We start from the raw sequence: 18,574 nt of genomic DNA, 5'->3' as shown, positions 1-18,574 counted from the left end.
GAAAGACAGTCTTGATCCTCGCACAGCGGGACCGGGCGGTGTCTCGCCGTAGGATTTCCCCGGCATCGGAGCAACCGGGTGATCAGGAGCAGCGACACATCGTGAGCAGCGACGACGACGTACGCGACGCAGACGCAGGGGCGGACGCAGGCGCAGGCATGGACGCGAGCGCGGAGGCGGGCGCGAGCGCGGACGCCGACGCGGACGCAGGCGTGGGCGCAGACGCAGACGCAGACGCAGACGCAGACGCAGGCGGGGGCACGGGGCAGGACGCCCAGGGGGCGGGCGACGAGGCGGCCGGGGAGACCGGCGAGGTGTGGGACGTGGTCGTGGTCGGCGCGGGACCTGCCGGGTCCTCGGCCGCGTACGCGGCGGCGACGGCCGGGCGGCGCGTCCTGCTGCTGGAGAAGGCCGAGCTGCCCCGGTACAAGACCTGTGGCGGCGGCATCATCGGCCCCTCCCGCGACGCCCTGCCTCCGGGGTTCGTGCTGCCCCTCAAGGACCGCATCCACGCGGTCACCTTCTCGATGGACGGGAAGCTGACCCGCACCCGACGCTCGAAGCACATGCTGTTCGGGCTCATCAACCGCCCGGAGTTCGACGCCGGCCTGGTCGCCGAGGCCGAGAAGGCCGGCGCCACCATCCTTACGGGTACGGCCGTGGCCCGCGTCGAACAGCACGGGGCGGCCGTCCCCGACCGGCGCACCGTCGCCGTGGTGCTCGCCGACGGCGAGACGGTGCTGGCCCGCGCGGTGGTCGGCGCGGACGGCAGCGCGAGCCGGATCGGCGCGCACGTCGGCGTGGAGATGGACCAGGTGGACCTGGGACTGGAGGCGGAGATCCCCGTCCCCGAGACGGTCGCGGAGGACTGGAAGGGGCGGGTGCTGATCGACTGGGGCCCGCTGCCCGGCAGTTACGGCTGGGTCTTCCCCAAGGGCGACACCCTGACCGTCGGGGTCATCTCGGCCAAGGGCGAGGGCGCCGCGACCAAGCGCTACCTGGACGACTTCATCGCCCGGCTCGGACTCGCCGGCTTCGAACCGGCCGTCTCCTCCGGCCACCTGACCCGCTGCCGCAAGCCCGATTCCCCGCTCTCGCGCGGCCGGGTGCTGGTGGCGGGCGACGCGGCCGGACTGCTGGAGCCGTGGACCCGGGAGGGGATCTCCTTCGCGCTGCGCTCCGGGCGGCTGGCGGGGGAGTGGGCGGTGAAGATCTCCGAGGCGCAGGACGCCGTGGACGCGCGCCGCCAGGCCCTCAACTACGCCTTCGCGGTGAAGGCCGGGCTGGGCGTGGAGATGGGCGTCGGTACGCGGATGCTGCACCTCTTCGAGGCCAAGCCGCGGCTGCTGCACGCGGCGATCACCGGCTTCGGTCCGGCGTGGCGGGCGTTCGCCCGGATCACGCGGGGCTCGACGACGCTGGCCGAGCTGGTGCGTACGTACCCGCTGGCCCGCAAGGCGCTGCACATGATGGACGCCCGACAAGCGGCGGCCCGCAGCGGCGGCGGCCAGGGCCAGGGCTAGGGGCAGTGGTGGGCGGGGGCGACGGCGAAGCCCGGGCGGCCGGTGCGGGCCCGGCCGAGGGCGCCGGTACGGGTACGGCTGACGGCACGGGTACGGCCGACGGTGCGGGTGCTCCGGATTGGCGGGGTCGCTCGAACCTCCTCGGCGTGGACCGGCCGGACGTCGTCCTCGCCGCCTTCGAGCGCGGCGAGCCGCGGGTCGGGGAGGCGGTGATCGGGCTCGCCCTCAACCACGACGACCCCGCGGCCGTGCTCCCCATGGTCGCGAGGGCGTTGGAGTCGGCGGACCGGGAGATCCGCCGACAGGGGGTCATCGCCCTGGCACACGTGGCGCGGCTCCACCGCACGGTGGACCGGCGCTGTCTGGAACTGCTGCGACGCTGCCCCCGCGGCAACGAGGCCGACGACGACCTGTGGTCGTTCGTCCCGCACCGGGAGCTGCCGCCGTGGTTGTGGCGGCACCACCTGCGGGAGCGGCTGGTGGACCGGCTGCGCCGGCCGTTCGACTGAGCGACCGGTCCGGGCGGACCGGTCGCCGTCCTCAGCGGCCGCCTCCGGACCGGTCACAGCCGTCCGGGCCGGGGCGCGGCCGTCCGGACGGCCGCCGGCGCCCCGTCAGCCGGACACCGTGATCCGGAAGACCGGGTGGTCGCCGGCGGCCGCCCGGAGTTCGGCGTCGGAGGACTTCGCGGTGACCCCCTGGAAGAACCGGTTGACCTCCCAACCCCACTTCTCCAGGTAGGCGCGCAGGATGTCGGCCTTCTGCACCGGGTCGGTGATCTCGGTGACGGTGAACGCGCGCACCTTGCGCCCGACACGCAGCTCGCCGCCGCCCGCCACGCGCATGTTGCGGACCCACTGGGAGTGGCCGCGGGCCGAGACCAGGTACTGGGCGCCCTCGTAGGTGTGCGGGTTGACCGGGATCCGCTGCATCTCGCCGGACTTGCGGCCGCGCACAGACAACTCGGCGGTGCCCGCCAGGCTGATGCCGAAGCGCGCCAGCTTGCCGAAGAGCGAGTTGAAGCGGGTCGCGAGCGGGGTGGCCTGGACGTAGTACGGGGTGGGCGCGTTCATCGTGACCTCCGGGGCCGCTTCGACTTCCTCCATCGAGAGAGCACTGCTCTCGCTTGAGAGCAGTGTGCACGGATCGATGCACCAAAGCAAGAGCAGTGCTCTCGAATTGGAGCGGCAATCCGTTTCCTGTGCGGTGCTCCGTCCGCGTGGCAGACTGGCCCGCATGAATACCGTGCGAGGGGCCAGGGAACGGGCCCGCATCGAGGTCACCGCCGCCATCAAGGACGAGGCGCGCCGCATGCTCGGCGCCGAGGGAGCCGCCAAACTCTCCCTGCGCGCCGTGGCCCGCGAACTGGGCATGGTCTCCTCCGCCCTCTACCGGTACTTCCCCAGTCGGGACGAACTGCTCACCGCTCTCATCATCGACGCGTACGACAGCGTCGGCGCGGCCGCCGAGACCGCCGACGCCCACGCCCGCGCCGCCGGGGCCCCGCCCCGCACCCGCTGGATCGCGGTCTGCGAGGCCGTCCGCTCCTGGGCGCTGGAGCACCCGCACGAGTACGCCCTCATCCATGGTTCCCCGGTCCCCGGCTACAGCGCCCCCCTCGACACCGTCGGCCCGGCTTCCCGCGTCGCCAACGTCTTCATCGGCATCCTCCGTGCCGCGTACGAGGGTCCCGGCCTCGCCCTCCCGCCGCTCCCGCCCACCCTGCGCCCCGAGGCCGACCGCATGACCGCCGACTTCGCCGAGGGCCTGCCCCCTGCGGTGACCGCCGCACTCGTCGCCGCCTGGGCCCAGTTGATCGGGCTGGTGTCCTGCGAGCTGTTCGGCCAGTTCAACCGGGTCGTCGAGGACCGTGCCGGCTTCTTCGCGCACGCCGCCGACCAGTTGGCACACGGGGTCGGACTGCCGGCCGTATGACGGGAGGGCGGGGACCCGGACCGCCGCGCGGATCCGGGAGATTCACATGATGAGGGGATGGCTCGCTCTTCTGTTCCTCATACGAATGCGGGCGGTTCAGCCTTGAACGATGGGCCGCCCGTCTAGTGTTCCTCGGGTCGCCCCCCTGCCGCCGCCGGAGGAAACGTTCATGCCTCGCGCCGTGAAGGCCCTGTACGCCGCCCTGGTCACCGCCTTGTTGGCCGTGTCGGCGCCTGCCATCATCGCCGCGGCACGCGACACGCCCCCGTCGGCCGCGCCGGCGCCCGACCCGCCCCCGACGCCCCGGACTCCGGGCGTACGGGGCCTGGACATCGGCGTCCCCGCCTACGTCTGGGCCAACGACCCCATGCTGACCGACCTCACCACCACCGCGCCGGCCCCCTCGGTGGTCGTACTGAACCCGGGCAACGGCGACTCCCCCTTCGACGGCCCCTGGCGCTCCCGCGCCGACGCGCTGCGCGCCCGTACCACCTCCACCGGCGAGAAGACCCGGGTGCTCGGCTACGTCCACACCGACCACGGCAACCGCGACATCGCCGCGGCCAAGGCCTCCGTCGACAACTACCTGAGGCCCCCCGACGGCCGCCTCCACGTCGACGGCATCTTCTTCGACGTCGTCAGCCGCGACTGCGGCCCCGCCAACGCCACCCGCGACTACTACGCCGAGCTGCGCCGCTACGTCCAGGAGCGGATGGACGCCATCGACCCGACCGTCCCCGACCTCGTCGTCAACAACCCCGGCACCGCCATCGCCGACTGCTACCTCGAACCGGCCCACCGCACCGCGGACATCTTCGTCACCTTCGAGGACACGTACGCCGCGTACACCGGCGCCGGCTGGCTCGGCGGCAACGTCTTCGACCACGCCTCCGGCTACCGCTCCGGCACCGAACTCGACCCGAGCGGGACGGCGTTCTGGCACCTGGTCCACGACGTCCCCGACCCCGAGGCGATGCGCGCCACCCTCCGCACGGCCTTCGAACGGGGCGCGGGCTACGCGTACGCGACCAGCACGGTCATGCCCAACCCGTGGAACGCCGGCCCGACATGGAAGTACCGCACCCAGACCACGTACGCGGCCACCCTCGGCTGAGGGCCGCCCGCATCCCGGTCGCACGCTCCCCGGAGCCACCGGGCCACCGGGCGAACGCGCGCCGAGAGCCGGTGCGGCAGTCGGACCGGCCGTCGGGAGGTCGGCCGCGGACCATTGCCGTACGGGTTCATCGCCGTTTCATGGCCGAAGCCTCGGACGTAACCTCCGGCTGCCGAGAGCACGTTGGAGTGCTCGTCGCCCGATCCGTCGCGCATCGAGGCCGTCTCCTCGCCGACAGCCCCGTTCACGTCGAAGGAGGGGTACCGGCTTTCCCGCTCCGGACTCAGGATCGCGTCGAGCATCGCGAGCGAGCGGCACGGATTGCGCAGGTCGGCGGGGTCGGCGAGGGCGGGAAGCCGGCTGGCCACGTCGTGGACAGGCTTACGCTCATCCCACCAGGCGCCTCTGACCGTCGGACGCGAGGTGTCCCTGGGCGCGGCGTGCCGCGGTGGGGGAGCGACTCAACCGCCGTTCGTCCCGCCCAGTCCTCCGTCGCTCCGCAGAAGCCGGCCGTTGATCCAGCCGCCCTCGGTGGAGCAGAGGAACGTGACGAGGTTCGCGCAGTCCTGCGGTGCACCGACGCGCCCCAGGGGAGTGGCGCGGGCCGTATCCGCCTTCTGCTGCCCGGTCATCCACCCGGTGTCGGTCGGTCCGGGGTCGATCGCGTTGCAGGTCACACCCAGGTGGGCGAGCTCCTGGGCGGCGGCCAGTGTGATCCGGTCCAGCGCGCCCTTGCTCGCCCCGTACGGCAGGTTGCCGGCGGTGTGGTCACTGGTCAGGCTGACGACCCGCCCGCTGCCGTGCCGGCCGCGGAACCGCAGCCCGTACTCCCGGATCAGCAGCCAGCCGGCCCGCGCGTTGACCGCGAAGTGCAGGTCGAAGCTCTCCACGGTGGTGTCGAGCAGACCCGAATCGACCGACTCGCAATGGCTGAGCACCAGCGCGGTGACGTCGCCCAGCGCCTCCTCGACGCTGTCGAAGAGCCGCGCCGGCACGGCCGGGTCGCTCAGGTCCGCCTCGACCGCGTGCGCTCTCGCGCCCAAGGACGTCACCGCGGCCCGCAGTTCCTCGGGCGCACCGGACTCCGCGCCCCAGCTCATCCGCGCGTCGTACGGGGTCCAGTAGGTGAAGGCCACGTCCCACCCGGCCCGAGCCAGGTCCAGCACGACGGAGGACGCGATTCCCGCCGACCGTCCCGCCCCCGTGACCAAGGCGAGCGGGCGCCCCGACCCACCCGTGTCCTGCCGACTCCCCGCCCGCGTCCCACCGGTCATGCCCGTCATCCTGACGGGCCGTCCTGGACACGGCACCCGAATTTCCTGACACGGCACCCGAATTTCCTGGGGGGCACGTCAGCGGTAGTCGTCGGGGTGGCCCTGCATCCAGGTGTTGATCCTGTCGCGGGTCTCGATCAGCAACGCCTTGTGCTTCTCCAGGTTCATCGTGCCCCGGTTGCCGCCGAGCTCCCCGTCGAGCTTCGCGATCAGGGCAATCGGCTCGGGGAAGTGGCCGGGGCCCTTCGGGTCGGCCTTCATCGCACGGTCCATACGGTGGAGTTCGTCGTCGAGCCGGCCGAGCACGTACGCGCAGTTGCCCGGAACGCACGCGTCGTCGAGCGTCGCCTGGAGCCCCGCGAAGGCGTCCCGGACCTTGTCGGGACGGCCGCCGGGGGGTATCGGCTCGCCCGTCGGTGAGGGCGCCGACGGGCTCGGATCCGACGGGCCCAGCGCACCCCCGTCCGGGGGAGCGGACACGACCGGCGGCCCGGCCGGCCCCACGTCGCAGGAGACCACGAACCCTGCCGACACCATCGCGAGAAGCGCCGCACCCACCACTGTCGAACCGGACCGCATCGCATACCCCCGTGATCGTCGAGGGCCCGACCCTACCGACGCCGCCTCGCCGTGCCCAAGGTCAGCGCCCGTCGTTCTCCGGACGGCGGGCGAATCCCCACAGCACATGGGTGACACGGAGCAGGAACACCACCGCCGCCAGGATCACCCCGGCCACGGCCAAGGTTCGGCGTACCGACGGGGGCAGGGAGAACGCGAGCGCGGGACCGTACACCGCGCCGAAGGCGAGGGCGGCCGCGAAGCAGGCGCTGACCACGGCGTAGCCGATCTCGATGGTGATCGCGTCCCGGTCCGCCTGCGTACGTCGCTCCATACGTGGAGTGTCACAGCGCGCACCGCCCGTCACAAGACCCTCCGCGCCGCCCCCGGCCCTCCCACGGTCAGATTCCGGCCGTGTCCGTCCACAGCCGGGCCAGCGTCAGGTCGCCGCTCACCGCCGGACCCGCCAGCGGGATCCGGTTCCACAGCGCCTCGTACAGCCAGGCCGCTTCGCCGATCAGTTCGCAGTCGGCCGCCTCGCCCGTGTCGCCTGGCACCGTCCGGGCCGGCTCCGCCGACAGGTGTACGGTCCACACCGCGCCCGTGTCGGCGGCCCGTACCCGCACCACCTTGGGCTCCGCCGTCCGCACCCGGCTGCGCGGTCGGGCGTGGAAGCCGGTCAGCAGCTCGTCCACCCCGTCCTCCGCGAACCGTGGCTCCACCGTCGAGAACAGCACACCGAGCGCGGCCTCCGCGTCCATCCGGTGCACGGCGGTCTCGTGCGCCTGCCGCCGGGCCCAGAACGCCACCGGCGAGGGCGGCGCCGTCGGCAGGAAGGTCCAGCACTGCACATCGGCCGGCGCCTCGCCCAGCGTCCGCACCAGGTCCGTGTGGCCCTCCCGGAACCAGGCCAGCAGCTCGCCGCCGACCAGCTCCGGCGCGTCCGGGAAGCCCATCGGCTCCAGTCGCCGCTCTGCGACGTACGCGGTGGCCCAGCGGTGCACCGAGCCGGTGTGCCGCAGCAGGTCGGTGACGCGCCACCCCGGGCAGGTGGGGACCGCGGCGTCCGTACCGGCGCGTTCGGCCACCTCGGCGAGCAGCTCGCCTTCGCGCGCGAGGGTCTTCACATGTTCGGTGATCTCCATACCGTGAGTCCTATCAGCCCGCCCGCGACAATGGAGAGCATGAACGGGGAACTCTTCCCGCGCGAGCGGACCGTGATCGCCCCCGGCGCGGTGCACGTGCCGGACTGGCTCGGGGCGCGGCGCCAGGGCGAGTTGTTGGCCGCCTGCCGCGCGTGGGCCCGGCCGCCCGCCGGCCTGCGCACCGTACGCACCCCGGGCGGTGGGGTGATGACCGCCCGCCAGGTGTGCCTCGGCCTGCACTGGTACCCGTACGGATACGCGCGCACCGCCGTCGACGGCGACGGGGCACCGGTCAAGCCGATGCCTCCGTGGCTCGCCGCACTGGGGCGGGAGGCGGTGACCGCCGCGTACGGGGCCCCGCCCGGGCCGGAACCCGCGCCGGAGCCCGGGGCGGCCTACGACATCGCCCTGATCAACTTCTACGTCGGCGACTCCCGCATGGGCATGCACCGTGACGCCGAGGAGCGGTCCACCGCGCCCGTGGTCTCGCTCAGCCTCGGTGACACCTGTGTCTTCCGCTTCGGGAACACCGCCTCCCGCGGGCGCCCGTACCAGGACGTCGAGCTGCGCAGCGGGGACCTCTTCGTCTTCGGGGAGGCGAGCCGACTGGCCTATCACGGGGTACCGAAGGTCCTGCCGGGAACGGGCCCGCGGGAGCTCGGACTGACCGGGCGGCTGAACATCACACTCCGGGTCGGCGGGCTGGGCTGAGCGGCGGCACCCGGCGCCCTCCGATCATGCGAGGATCGATGCCATGAACGGCAACGGGGCCCCGCCGCGGGTGGGGGATGTGACCACGCCGTCCGCGTCCGGTACGGCGGCGCGGACCAGGCTGGAACGGGGGCGCGGCGCGCTCGGGCCGGCGCTGGAGCTCGTCCACACCGGCCGCGCCCCGACCCGCGCCGTGCTGACGGCCGAGCTCGGGGTCACCCGCGCCACCGCCGGAGCGGTCGCCGCCGAGCTGGAGGCCCTCGGGCTGATCCGGGTCGATTCCCGCCCCGGCGGGACCGGCGGGACCGGCGGAGCCCAGGGCCGCCCCTCGCACCGGCTCTCGGTGGCCGAGGACGGCCCGGTGGCGCTGGCCGCCCAGGTGCACTCGGACGGCTTCCGCGCCGCCCTGGTCGGCCTCGGCGGCCGCATCGTGGCCACCGCCCCCGGCAAGGTCACCGTCTCGGCCGATCCGGCGCAGGTGCTCGGCGCGGTCGTGGAGGCGGGCGCGGAGCTGCTCGCGCAGAGCGGCCGCCGCTGCGTCGGCGCGGGCCTCGCGGTCCCCTCGGCCGTCGCGGAACCCGACGGTACGGCGCTCAACCCACTGCACCTGGCCTGGCCGGCCGGCTCCCCGGTACGGGCCATCTTCGCGGAGTGCGTGAAGGCGGCCGGGATCGACGGCCCGGCCCTGACCGGCAACGACGTCAACCTCGCAGCCCTGGCCGAGCACCGGCACGGCGCGGGGCGCAGCGCCCAGCACCTGCTGTGCGTGGCCACCGGGCACCGCGGGGTCGGCGGCGCGCTGGTGCTGGACGGCCGCCTGCACAGCGGGAGTTCGGGCCTGGCCCTGGAGGTCGGCCACCTCACCGTGAACCCCGAGGGGCGGGCCTGCCACTGCGGCAGCCGCGGTTGCCTGGACGTGGAGGCGGACCCGCTGGCCTTCCTCACCGCGGCGGGCCGCAGCCCCGGCCCCGAGGTGTCGCTGCTCCAGCAGGCCCGCGACCTGCTGCGCGACGAGCCGGCGGAACCGGCGGTACGCGCGGCCACGGAGGAGCTGATCGACCGCCTCGGCCTCGGCCTCGCGGGCCTGGTGAACATCCTCAACCCGGACCGGATCATCCTGGGCGGACTGCACCGGGAGCTGCTGCACGCCGACCCGGAGCGGCTGCGCGCGGTGGTCGCGGACCGCAGCCTGTGGGGCCGCAGCGGCGGCGTGCCGATCCTGCCGTGCACCCTGGACCACAACAGCCTGGTCGGCGCGGCGGAGCTGGCGTGGCAGCCGGTGCTCGACGACCCGCTGGGAGCCCTGGCCTAGGGGGTGTCCCCCTCGGGTGTGCACCCCGGACCACCGGACGGGGCCCGGCCGGGTGGGGTGGCCGGCCGTCGGTCACCCCGGGCGGGCGCCGACCGGCGAGGCCACCGGCAGGCCTGTCGCGACGGCCCCCGGATCGACGGCCAGGAGCACCGAGCGCGCGGGTTCGCGTACCGGCGTGGCCCTGATCGGGACCGGCCGCACCGGTGCCGCCGGGGCCGGGGCCGCCGTGAGCGAGAACCACACCGCCTTGCCGGGGCCGTCGGGCCGCTCGCGCGCCCCCCAGGCCTCGCTCAGCGCCGCCACCAGGGCGAGCCCGCGCCCGCAGGTCTCCAGCGCCTCCGCCCGCGTCTCGTGGACGACCGGCAGCCGTGGATCGCTGTCGATGACCGAGACCGTGAGGCGCCCGAGCCGGAGTTCGATCTCCACGGTGCAGGTCTTGTCCGGCTGCGCGTGGCGGTGGACGTTGCTGAGCAGTTCCGTCACACCGAGCGCAGCCCGGTCTATGAGCGGATCCAGCTCCCAGTGGCGCAGTTGTGCAGAAACGATTCTGCGGATTTGGCCGATCCGCGACGGCAAGGCCTGCAGTTCGACGACGCAGTGCCTGCGGGAATGACTGATCACGGCTGCGACTCCCCGACATGAGTGTTACGGGTGCTGCACCCTCGGTAATGCTCCACCAGGGTCACCCACGGTGCCGCGCAGTGCAACCGAACGCGATCGAAAGGGATGTGCATGGATCCCCAAAGCGAACGTTTGTGCAGGTGGGAGAGGTACATTGCGAAGAAGAGGGGGCGAAGTTCACCCACGAAGGAGCGCGGCACATGAGCACCACCGGCACCACCAGAACCACCGGTACCACCGGTACGACTGCCACGACCGTTGATGTCGATCGCAGCGACGCGGACTACCGGGCCTGGCTGAAGGAGGCCGTCCGCAAGGTCCAGGCCGATGCCAACCGCTCCGCCGACACCCACCTGCTGCGCTTCCCGCTCCCCGAGGCGTGGGGCATCGACCTCTACCTCAAGGACGAGTCCACGCACCCGACGGGCTCCCTCAAGCACCGCCTCGCGCGCTCGCTGTTCCTGTACGCGCTCTGCAACGGCTGGATCCGTCCCGGCCGCCCGGTCATCGAGGCGTCCTCCGGCTCCACCGCTGTCTCCGAGGCGTACTTCGCCAAGCTGATCGGCGTCCCCTTCATCGCCGTCATGCCGCGCACGACCAGCCCGGAGAAGTGCCGCCTCATCGAATTCCACGGCGGTGAATGCCACTTCGTGGACGACCCGATGAAGATGTACGAGGCGTCCGCCGAGCTCGCCGCCCGGACCGGCGGGCACTACATGGACCAGTTCACGTACGCGGAGCGGGCCACCGACTGGCGCGGCAACAACAACATCGCCGAATCGATGTACCAGCAGCTGCGCCTGGAGCGGTACCCCGAGCCCGCCTGGATCGTGGCGACCGCCGGCACCGGCGGCACGTCGGCGACCATCGCGCGCTACGTGCACTACATGCAGCACGACACCCGCGTCTGCGTGCCGGACCCGGAGAACTCCTGTTTCTTCGACGGCTGGACGAACAACGACCCGGACGCGAGCAGCGATTGCGGCTCCCGCATCGAGGGCATCGGCCGACCGCGGATGGAGCCGAGCTTCGTGCCCGGGGCCATCGACCGGATGATGAAGGTCCCGGACGCGGCGAGCGTCGCCGCCTGTCGGGCGCTGGAGACGGCCATAGGGCGCAAGGCGGGCGGCTCGACCGGAACCGGCCTGTGGAGCGCCTTGAAGATCATCTCGGAGATGGTGGCGGAGGGCCGCACGGGCAGCGTCGTCACCCTGCTCTGCGACCCGGGCGACCGCTACCTGGACAAGTACTACTCCGACGAGTGGCTGGCGGCGCAGCGGCTCGACATCGCCCCGTACGCGAAGACCATCGACACGCTGCTGACGACCGGGGTCTGGAGCGAACCGGTCGCCTGACCGGACGGCCTACGGCTGTCGTACGCTGCCCCACTCCCACATGCTGTGCACCACCGGTTCCAGGGTGCGACCCCGGCCGGTGAGGACGTAGCGGACCCGGGGAGGCCAGCCGGGGGTGCGGTGACGCTCGATGACGCCCACCCGGGTCAACTGGGCCAGCCGGTCCGAGAGGACCTTGTCCGACAGGACGGGCAGGGCCGTGGACAGCTCGGAGTAGGTGGCCTCGCCGCGGCGAAGGAACTCCCGCAGGACCAGCGGCGTCCACCGGCCGCCCAGCGCGCCGAGGGTGATGTCGACCGGACAGTGCGGCTCCCGGGCGGGCGGGACGAGGGCGGCGTCCGGGCAGTCCGCCAGCGGGCCGTCCGCCGGTGGGCCGTCCTGGGCGTCTTCCGGCGCATGTCCAACCGTTTGGTGAGTCACGAGAGCCCCTCGTAGCGTCCGTCGCGAACAGCCCGCCCGTGTACCTCCAGGGGGTCTTTGTGCGCATCCATCATCTCAACTGCGGTTCGCTCCGTACGATTCCACCGCTCGGATCGGAGTCCGCGCCGGGCGCCGCGCACCGCGCACGGCCCGCCGTCTGCCACTGCCTGCTCATCGAGACGGACACGGACGGACCGATCCTGGTCGACACCGGGATCGGCACCACCGATCTGCGGCAGCCCGACCGCGCACTGGGCGCGGACTGGGTGGCCTACGCCCAGCCCGTGCTGGACCCGCGGGAGAGCGCGCTGCATCAGGTCGCCCGCCTCGGGTACGAGCCGCGGGACGTGCGGCACATCGTTCTCACCCACCTGCACCGGGATCACACGGGCGGGCTGGCGGACTTCCCCCACGCGCGGGTGCACGTGCACCCCGACGAGTATCGGGCCGTCACCGATCCTTCGGCCGCGCACCACCGGCACACTGTCGAGCGCTTCATGCCGGCGCACCGGGCGCACGGCCCGCTGCTGTCACCCGCGACCGTCGACGGGCACACGACATGGTTCGGCTTCCCCGGCGTGGCGCGACCGCAGGGGCTGGGATGCGAGCTGCTGCTCGTGCCGTTGCCCGGCCACTCGGCCGGGCACGCGGGTGTCGCGGTGCGCGACGACGACGGCCGGTGGCTGCTGCACGCGGGCGACGCGTACACGTATCACGGGGAGCTCGAACAGACCCCGCCGCTCGCCCACCCCGTCTTCGAACCGGTCCAGCGGGGCGCGCAGACCGATGTCGCGGTACGCACCGCGACCCGCGACCGCCTGCGCGCACTCGTCCGCGAGCACGCCGACGAGGTCACCGTCTTCAGCGCGCACGACCCGTGGGAGTTCGCCCGCCTCGCCGCGGTCACCGGCCCGACGCACGACGGGCGCTGAGGCGCCGGTCCAGGCTGCGCACCGCCGTGCGGAAGGAGTGGCCCAGGCCCGGGCGGGCGGCGGCCAGGCCCAGGCGGAACGGGGTCGGCCCGTCCGCCGCGAAGGTCCAGCGGACGTGCGTGCCGGTACCGGACGGGGTCAGCCGCCACTCCTCCAACAGGGCCCGCACCCCGGGGACGTTGGTGGTGTCGACCCGATAGGCGTAACGCCGCTCGGGATCGGCGGCCATGACGGTCTCCTGGAAGCGCACGCCACCCCTCAGCCTGACCTCGCGGCCGGCGCCCCCGTGCGTGGGGCGGGCCAGCGTTACCGCCCCGAACCAGTCGGCCCAGCCCGCCACTTCCTCGGCGAGCGCGTGGTACACGGCCTCGGGCGGCGCCACGGTGTCGGCGGCGAAGACCAGCCGTACCGGCGCGTCCTCGATGAAGTCGAGCCCCACCGGGCGGAGTCGGCGAGCCATGGGCGGTACCCCCTGGGGTGAGGTGCTGAACAGGCGTGCGCGCCACCATAGCCCCGCACCCGCGAGAAGTCCGTAGTGATCTCGCCCGATCCTGAACGTTCCCGTCCGACGGCGTTCGACGGTGTCCGAGCTCGCCCGATCTCGTCCGACCCCGTCCGATCCGGGTCGATCCCCGCGTGGGACCTGGGCAGCGGCCCTCGCGCGCGGGATGCTGGAGTCGCGCCGATCCCGCCCCGCGAGCGGAGGCCACTGTGCCCGACCGCCCCCAGCCCGACACCTCCCCACCGGACCCCCGGCCCGGCCCCCTGCCCAACACCCCGCCCAACACCACGCCCGACGTCCCGCCCGGCACTCCGCCTCCCGCCCCGCCCGGCACTCCGCCTCCTGCCCCGCCCGCCACCCCCCTCGCCCTCGAACTCCTGGTCCACGGAGTCGCCGGCGCCGCCCCCGGCGAGCTGCTCGGCGACCCGCGCACCGTCCGGGTCACCGGCGACTCCACCGCCGCCGTCTTCCGCCGCACCGAGGACGCCGACGCCGAGGCCCACCCCGAGCGGTACGCCGGGCGACCCGTCCCCGAGGCCTACTGCTGGTCCCGGCTCACCTCCGGCAACGGTGCCCGCGCCCTGTGGCTGCTGCTCCTGCCCTTCATGGTGGCCAACCTCGCCCACTGGGCCCGGCCGGCCACGCCCGCCGACCGGCCCGCGCCGCGCGCCGTGCGCACGTACGGGGTCCTCGTACGGATCCTCGCCCTCAGCCTCACCGTGCTGCTGATCGCCGCCGCCTGCGAGGTCGCGCTCGACCTCCTCGCCTGGCAGTGCGCGGGCTCCGGGACCTGCGCCGGCTCCCGGTTCCGCTCCTGGCTGGGCTTCCTCGCGCCCGGCGGTGGCTGGTGGGCCCAGCCAGGGCGCCGCCTCGCCCTCGGGGCCCTGGTCCCCGCCGCGTTGACCGGGCTGCTCTGGTACCTGTCGAACCGCACCTGGAGCGCCTACGAGTCCCAGCCCCCGCCCGCCGGCGCAGCCGACCCGGACACCGCCTCGGACCCCGTGCCCGCCCTCGGGCGCCCCGGCTTCTGGTACGGCCGCCGGCTCGTCGCCCGGCTGCGCGCCGCGCACACAGCCGCCGGGCTGCTCACCGTGGCGGTGGCCGTCTCCGTACCGACCGCCCGCCACGACCGCCGGGCCGGCGCCCCTCTCCTCGCGGCCCTCGGCACGCTCACCCAGGTCCTGCTCGCCGTCGGGGTCGTCGCCGTGGCCTCGGTCGTCTGTCGGCGCGGCCGCACCGAGGCCCGGCCCGACCACCGGCTCGACCGGGCCGCCGTCACCCTGCTGCCCGGCGCCTCGCTCGCGCTGCTCGCCGCCGTTCTCGTGCACGCCTGCTGGTCGCGGCCCGACTGGACCGCCACCGGACGGCTCCCCGGGGACCTGACCTTCGGCGTGCTGATGCTGGGTCAGGGGCTCTGCGTGCTCGCCCTGGCCGCCGTCGCCCGGTACCTGTACCGCAGGGCCCCCGACCCGGCGGCCGCCCTGCGCGGCCTGGGCGGGCCCGCCGTCGCCATGCTCGGCTGCGCGCTCGGCGGGGTGATGTCCGGCGGGGTCGCCCAGCGCGTCGCCGACTGGCTGGACGGGGGAGCCACGCCCGGAATGCGCGGCGCCGCACTGCCCGGGCCGCCCGTGCTGCTGTCCTGGCAGGCCGCCGTGCTGCCCCCGATGCTCCTCGTACTGGCCCTGCTCGCGGCCTGGTTCGCGGTGCGCGGAGGCCGGGCGCGGGGTCGGCTCGCCGCCGCCGTGGCCGCCGAGTACCCGGGGGAGACGCCGGACCTGGACCGCAGCCGCCGGATCGCCGGGGCGCGGACCGCGGCCGCGCTCACCGACTCCGCGCCCTGGTTCGTGGCGGCCGTCTCCGGGATCACCTTGGTGCTCGGTGCGGGCGCGCTGGCCGGGGCCTGGTTCAGCGGGAAGGTTCCGGGTGAGGCGGCCCGCGGGACCCTGCCGGTGCTGGAGGCCGCCGCCCGTGCCGCCCAGGACGCCGGGTCCTGGCTCATCGGCCTGGGCATCGCCGCTTTCGTCGCCTGGGGTCGCCGTGCCTACCGGGACCCCGCCGCCCGCAGGACCATAGGGATCCTGTGGGACGTCGGCACGTTCTGGCCGCGCGCCGCCCACCCCTTCGCACCGCCCTGCTACGCCGAGCGGGCCGTCCCCGACCTGACCTGGCGGATGGCCGGCTGGACCGGCCGCACCGGTGGCCGCCTCGTCATCTCGGGCCACTCCCAGGGCAGCGTGCTCGCCGCGGCGGCCGTCTGGCAGCTACCGCCGGCCGCCCGTCGTCGGGTCGCCCTGCTCACCTACGGATCCCCGCTCGCCCGTCTCTACGGCCGCTGGTTCCCCGCCTACTTCGGCCCCGGGCCGCTCACCGCCCTGCACCGTGAGGTCGACTGCTGGCGCAACCTCTGGCGGGCCACCGACCCCATCGGAGGCCCGGCCCTGCCCGGCGCCGGGCAGGACGTGGACCGCGGGCCGCTCGCCGACCCGCTCGCCTACGGGCGCAGCGCCCGTCATCCGCTGCCCGCCCCGATCCTGGGCCACGGCGACTACCAGGCCGATCCGGCCTTCGCCGCCGAACGCGACGCCCTGCTCGCCCGGTTGGACGCCGCGGCGCGGGCCGACCTGCCGGGTCAGCGGCACCCGGTCAGCAAGGAGTGGGCAGGGCGGGCAGCGCCGGCAGATCCGCCGGGAACAGCAGGGTGAGCTCGTCCGTGCTGGGCTCCGCGAGCTGGGCCACCCGGCCCGCGTGCCGCTCGACCATCGACTCGAAGGTCTGGCGGGCCGTGCGGCCGTTGCCGAAGGCCGGGCCCTTGGGCAGCTCGGCGAAGTACGTCAGCAACGCCTGCGACGTACCCTCCCCGAGCCGGTACTCGTGCTCCTCCGCCTGCTGCTCCACGATCCGCAGCAGCTCCTCGGGACCGTAGTCCCCGAAGGTGATGGTCCGGGAGAACCGCGAGGCCACTCCCGGATTCACCGTCAGGAAGCGTTCCATCTCCGCCGTGTACCCGGCGACGATCACGACGACCGCGTCGCGGTGGTCCTCCATCAGCTTCACCAGCGTGTCGATCGCCTCGCGCCCGAAATCCCGGCCCGAGTCCTCCGGCGCCAGCGCGTACGCCTCGTCGATGAACAGCACCCCGCCGCGTGCCCGCTCGAACGCCTCCTGCGTACGGATCGCCGTGGAGCCGATGTGCTCGCCGACCAGGTCCACCCGGGACACCTCGACCAGGTGCCCGCGCTCCAGCACCCCGAGGGAGGCGAGGATCTCCCCGTACAGCCGGGCGACCGTGGTCTTGCCCGTGCCGGGGGAGCCGGTGAAGACCAGGTGCCGGCGCACCGAGGCGGCCTTCAGACCCGCCTGCTGCCGCCGCCGGCCCACCTCGATCATGTCGGTGAGCGCCCGCACCTCGCGTTTGACGCTGTCCAGGCCCACCAGCGCGTCGAGCCGGCCCAGCATCTCGTCGGAACCCGGCGCGGGGGCGGCCGGAGCGTCCTGCGCCCCGTCCGCGGGCCGTGGCACGGAGGGCGGGGGCGTCGGCGCCGGCGGCGCCACCGGCCCCTGCGTCCCGGTGGCCGTACGGATGCCCGCCCGCGCCTCGGTGACGGCGCCCCCCGGGGCGGACCGGTCCGTGAGACGCGCGCCGGACTCGTCACCGGTGCACTCCACGACGGTCGGCCCGTCCTCCGCGAACTCGTAGCCCCCGCGGGCGCAGCGCTCGGTGTGGCAGCGGGTCAGCGTGGTGCGGCAGCCGTCCATGACGTGGAAGCCGAAGCCGGAACTGCCGGACACCCGGCAGGCCGTGAAGGTGCCCCGGCCGCCCGCCGACACGTAGAAGCCGGCCTCGGCGGGGGAGGTGACCGTGCACCGCTCCAGGGTGGGGTCGGCGCCCTTGGTGACGATCACACCGGTCTGCACGGCGTCGATGGTGCAGCCGGCGAGCGTGCCGCCGCTGCCGTGGTCGCGGAACCAGGCCCCGGTCGCCGCCTCCCGGATCCGGCAGTCGTCGAGCTGGGCGGTGGCCCCGTCGCTCACGGAGACGGCGGTGTTGCGCACCTGGGACAGATCGCTGTCGACGACGTCGACACGCGAGCCGCGGTCGAGCACGAACAGCGCGTCCGGTACGTCGTGCACCCGGCAGGAGTCGAGGGAGACCGTGGCCCCGTCACTGATCCACACGGCGGGATAGTCCCCCGTGCTGTCGTGGATCTCGCAGGATTCGGCGTCCACCCGGGTGCCGGGGTCCCACACGGACAGGCCGTTGCGGCCGAAACGGCGCACGGTGGTGCGGCTGAGGGTGAGGACCGAACGGGACCGCAGATCGACCGCGTTCTCCGGAATGTCGTGGATGTCGCAGCCGGTCAGGGTGAGCACTGCGTCGGTGTCGAGCGTGACCCCGTCGGCCGAGGTGCGGTGCACCGAGCAGTCCGTGAGCCGGGCCGTGGCGCGCGCGGCGATCTGCACCCCGGCGCCCTTGACCTCGTACACCTCGCAGCCCAGGGCTTCCAGCCCCGAGCCCTCGCCGGTGATTGCGATGCCCGCGCCCGTGGCGTGGTGGATGCGGCAGCGCTCCAGCCGGGGCCGGCCGCCGCCACGCACCGAGACGCCGTTCTGCCCGGCGGCCACGACCTCGCACTCCTCGAACACCCCGCCGCCGCCGTCCAGGACGGCGATGCCGACACCGGCCGGATTCTCCACGGTGCACCGCCGCACCAGCGGCCGCGCTCCGGAGCCGCGCACCTCGATGCCGGCGGCGGAATGGGTACTCACCCGCAGGTCGGTGAGCTCGGGGCAGCCGTCCTCCACCAGCAGCGCGGGCGCCGCCCGGTCCTGGCCCTCCAGGTACAGGTCCTGCACGACGGCCGAGGCGCGCACGGTCAGCGCGACCCCATCGACCGGGGCGATCCGCACCGACCCCGTACCGCCCTCGGGTCCGCGCAGGGTGACGGCATGGTCCAGGACCAGGTTCTCGCGGTAGGTGCCGGGGGCGACGGTCAGCACGTCCCCGTCTCCCGCGACGGCGAGCGCGGCGGTCAGCGTCGGATACTCACCGGAGCGGCGCCGCCACCGCGAGGTCCCGCTGTGCGTCACCTGGACCGTGCCCTGAACCATGGTGCTGTCGTGCCCCCACCCTCGTACTCGCGCTGCCGATTCGACCGATGCCACTGAAGTCTG

The 18,574-nt window shown here is 74.0% G+C and carries 18 protein-coding genes; 9 read left to right on the top strand and 9 right to left on the bottom strand.

Annotation, left to right across the window (positions count from 1 at the left end; genetic code table 11):
- The first annotated feature begins 314 nt into the window (after nt 1-314).
- Entirely contained in the window at nt 315-1,523 is a 1,209-nt protein-coding gene (locus OG624_RS05850; RefSeq protein WP_371640839.1) for a geranylgeranyl reductase family protein, read from the top strand.
- Between the two features lie 8 nt (nt 1,524-1,531).
- Entirely contained in the window at nt 1,532-2,032 is a 501-nt protein-coding gene (locus OG624_RS05845) for a hypothetical protein (RefSeq protein WP_371639180.1), read from the top strand.
- A 105-nt stretch (nt 2,033-2,137) separates the two neighbouring features.
- On the opposite strand, the gene OG624_RS05840 is transcribed toward OG624_RS05845, so the two are convergent.
- On the bottom strand, nt 2,138-2,629 hold the full coding sequence (locus OG624_RS05840; protein ID WP_237545694.1) for a nitroreductase/quinone reductase family protein: 492 nt from the start codon (nt 2,627-2,629) through the stop codon (nt 2,138-2,140).
- A 130-nt stretch (nt 2,630-2,759) separates the two neighbouring features.
- Here OG624_RS05840 and OG624_RS05835 point away from each other — a divergent pair, with 130 nt between their 5' ends.
- Nucleotides 2,760-3,458: a TetR/AcrR family transcriptional regulator gene (locus OG624_RS05835; RefSeq protein ID WP_033214105.1), complete on the top strand. Its 699-nt coding sequence runs from the start codon at nt 2,760-2,762 to the stop codon at nt 3,456-3,458.
- A 169-nt stretch (nt 3,459-3,627) separates the two neighbouring features.
- Complete coding sequence (locus tag OG624_RS05830; protein ID WP_078908906.1) at nt 3,628-4,572, top strand: spherulation-specific family 4 protein; 945 nt, start codon at nt 3,628-3,630, stop codon at nt 4,570-4,572.
- Nucleotides 4,573-5,033: 461 nt separating this feature from the next.
- On the opposite strand, the gene OG624_RS05825 is transcribed toward OG624_RS05830, so the two are convergent.
- From OG624_RS05825 to OG624_RS05810, 4 genes are all read right to left on the bottom strand, one after another.
- Nucleotides 5,034-5,846, bottom strand: coding sequence for an SDR family oxidoreductase (locus tag OG624_RS05825; RefSeq protein WP_371587307.1), 813 nt, complete (start codon nt 5,844-5,846; stop codon nt 5,034-5,036).
- 78 nt (nt 5,847-5,924) lie between these two features.
- Entirely contained in the window at nt 5,925-6,383 is a 459-nt protein-coding gene (locus OG624_RS05820) for a hypothetical protein (protein ID WP_266446214.1), read from the bottom strand.
- Between the two features lie 103 nt (nt 6,384-6,486).
- Nucleotides 6,487-6,738 (bottom strand): DUF6332 family protein, encoded by a 252-nt coding sequence (locus tag OG624_RS05815; RefSeq protein ID WP_266446216.1) that lies wholly within the window; start codon nt 6,736-6,738, stop codon nt 6,487-6,489.
- A gap of 67 nt (nt 6,739-6,805) precedes the next feature.
- Complete coding sequence (locus OG624_RS05810) at nt 6,806-7,549, bottom strand: maleylpyruvate isomerase family mycothiol-dependent enzyme (protein ID WP_033214097.1); 744 nt, start codon at nt 7,547-7,549, stop codon at nt 6,806-6,808.
- 39 nt (nt 7,550-7,588) lie between these two features.
- Here OG624_RS05810 and OG624_RS05805 point away from each other — a divergent pair, with 39 nt between their 5' ends.
- Nucleotides 7,589-8,260, top strand: a complete 672-nt coding sequence (locus tag OG624_RS05805; protein ID WP_161293428.1) for an alpha-ketoglutarate-dependent dioxygenase AlkB family protein — start codon at nt 7,589-7,591, stop codon at nt 8,258-8,260.
- 43 nt (nt 8,261-8,303) lie between these two features.
- Nucleotides 8,304-9,572, top strand: a complete 1,269-nt coding sequence (locus OG624_RS05800) for an ROK family protein (RefSeq protein ID WP_033214092.1) — start codon at nt 8,304-8,306, stop codon at nt 9,570-9,572.
- Between the two features lie 72 nt (nt 9,573-9,644).
- Here the strand turns inward: OG624_RS05800 and OG624_RS05795 are convergent, their stop codons facing one another.
- Nucleotides 9,645-10,193, bottom strand: coding sequence for an ATP-binding protein (locus tag OG624_RS05795; protein ID WP_033214091.1), 549 nt, complete (start codon nt 10,191-10,193; stop codon nt 9,645-9,647).
- A 200-nt stretch (nt 10,194-10,393) separates the two neighbouring features.
- Between OG624_RS05795 and OG624_RS05790 the strand changes: the two genes are divergently transcribed.
- Entirely contained in the window at nt 10,394-11,548 is a 1,155-nt protein-coding gene (locus tag OG624_RS05790; RefSeq protein ID WP_033214089.1) for a PLP-dependent cysteine synthase family protein, read from the top strand.
- A 9-nt stretch (nt 11,549-11,557) separates the two neighbouring features.
- Here OG624_RS05790 and OG624_RS05785 read toward each other — a convergent pair whose 3' ends face one another.
- A complete protein-coding gene (locus OG624_RS05785; protein WP_033214083.1) occupies nt 11,558-11,968 on the bottom strand; it encodes a winged helix-turn-helix transcriptional regulator in 411 nt (136 codons plus the stop codon).
- Between the two features lie 59 nt (nt 11,969-12,027).
- Here OG624_RS05785 and OG624_RS05780 point away from each other — a divergent pair, with 59 nt between their 5' ends.
- Nucleotides 12,028-12,900 carry an MBL fold metallo-hydrolase gene (locus OG624_RS05780; RefSeq protein WP_033214381.1) on the top strand — a complete coding sequence of 291 codons (873 nt, stop codon included), beginning with the start codon at nt 12,028-12,030 and terminating at the stop codon, nt 12,898-12,900.
- On the opposite strand, the gene OG624_RS05775 is transcribed toward OG624_RS05780, so the two are convergent.
- Nucleotides 12,872-13,360, bottom strand: coding sequence for an SRPBCC family protein (locus OG624_RS05775; RefSeq protein WP_033214080.1), 489 nt, complete (start codon nt 13,358-13,360; stop codon nt 12,872-12,874). The genes OG624_RS05780 and OG624_RS05775 overlap by 29 nt on opposite strands.
- 419 nt (nt 13,361-13,779) lie before the next feature.
- Between OG624_RS05775 and OG624_RS05770 the strand changes: the two genes are divergently transcribed.
- Nucleotides 13,780-16,104 (top strand): hypothetical protein, encoded by a 2,325-nt coding sequence (locus tag OG624_RS05770; RefSeq protein ID WP_371640838.1) that lies wholly within the window; start codon nt 13,780-13,782, stop codon nt 16,102-16,104.
- Here the strand turns inward: OG624_RS05770 and OG624_RS05765 are convergent.
- On the bottom strand, nt 16,046-18,511 hold the full coding sequence (locus OG624_RS05765) for a right-handed parallel beta-helix repeat-containing protein (RefSeq protein ID WP_033214077.1): 2,466 nt from the start codon (nt 18,509-18,511) through the stop codon (nt 16,046-16,048). The genes OG624_RS05770 and OG624_RS05765 overlap by 59 nt on opposite strands.
- Between the last annotated feature and the right edge of the window lie 63 nt (nt 18,512-18,574).

It is taken from the genome of Streptomyces virginiae (genome assembly GCF_041432505.1).
GTDB lineage: Bacteria > Actinomycetota > Actinomycetes > Streptomycetales > Streptomycetaceae > Streptomyces > Streptomyces virginiae_A.
This window is presented reverse-complemented; position numbering and strand designations above follow the sequence as displayed.

Coding starts and splice junctions, on each gene's coding strand:
- OG624_RS05840 (WP_237545694.1), bottom strand. CDS start 2,629: ATGGAGGAAGTCGAAGCGGCCCCGGAGGTCACGATGAACGCGCCCACC.
- OG624_RS05835 (WP_033214105.1), top strand. CDS start 2,760: ATGAATACCGTGCGAGGGGCCAGGGAACGGGCCCGCATCGAGGTCACC.
- OG624_RS05830 (WP_078908906.1), top strand. CDS start 3,628: ATGCCTCGCGCCGTGAAGGCCCTGTACGCCGCCCTGGTCACCGCCTTG.
- OG624_RS05825 (WP_371587307.1), bottom strand. CDS start 5,846: ATGACCGGTGGGACGCGGGCGGGGAGTCGGCAGGACACGGGTGGGTCG.
- OG624_RS05820 (WP_266446214.1), bottom strand. CDS start 6,383: ATGGTGTCGGCAGGGTTCGTGGTCTCCTGCGACGTGGGGCCGGCCGGG.
- OG624_RS05815 (WP_266446216.1), bottom strand. CDS start 6,738: ATGGAGCGACGTACGCAGGCGGACCGGGACGCGATCACCATCGAGATC.
- OG624_RS05810 (WP_033214097.1), bottom strand. CDS start 7,549: ATGGAGATCACCGAACATGTGAAGACCCTCGCGCGCGAAGGCGAGCTG.
- OG624_RS05805 (WP_161293428.1), top strand. CDS start 7,589: ATGAACGGGGAACTCTTCCCGCGCGAGCGGACCGTGATCGCCCCCGGC.
- OG624_RS05800 (WP_033214092.1), top strand. CDS start 8,304: ATGAACGGCAACGGGGCCCCGCCGCGGGTGGGGGATGTGACCACGCCG.
- OG624_RS05790 (WP_033214089.1), top strand. CDS start 10,394: ATGAGCACCACCGGCACCACCAGAACCACCGGTACCACCGGTACGACT.
- OG624_RS05775 (WP_033214080.1), bottom strand. CDS start 13,360: ATGGCTCGCCGACTCCGCCCGGTGGGGCTCGACTTCATCGAGGACGCG.
- OG624_RS05765 (WP_033214077.1), bottom strand. CDS start 18,511: ATGGTTCAGGGCACGGTCCAGGTGACGCACAGCGGGACCTCGCGGTGG.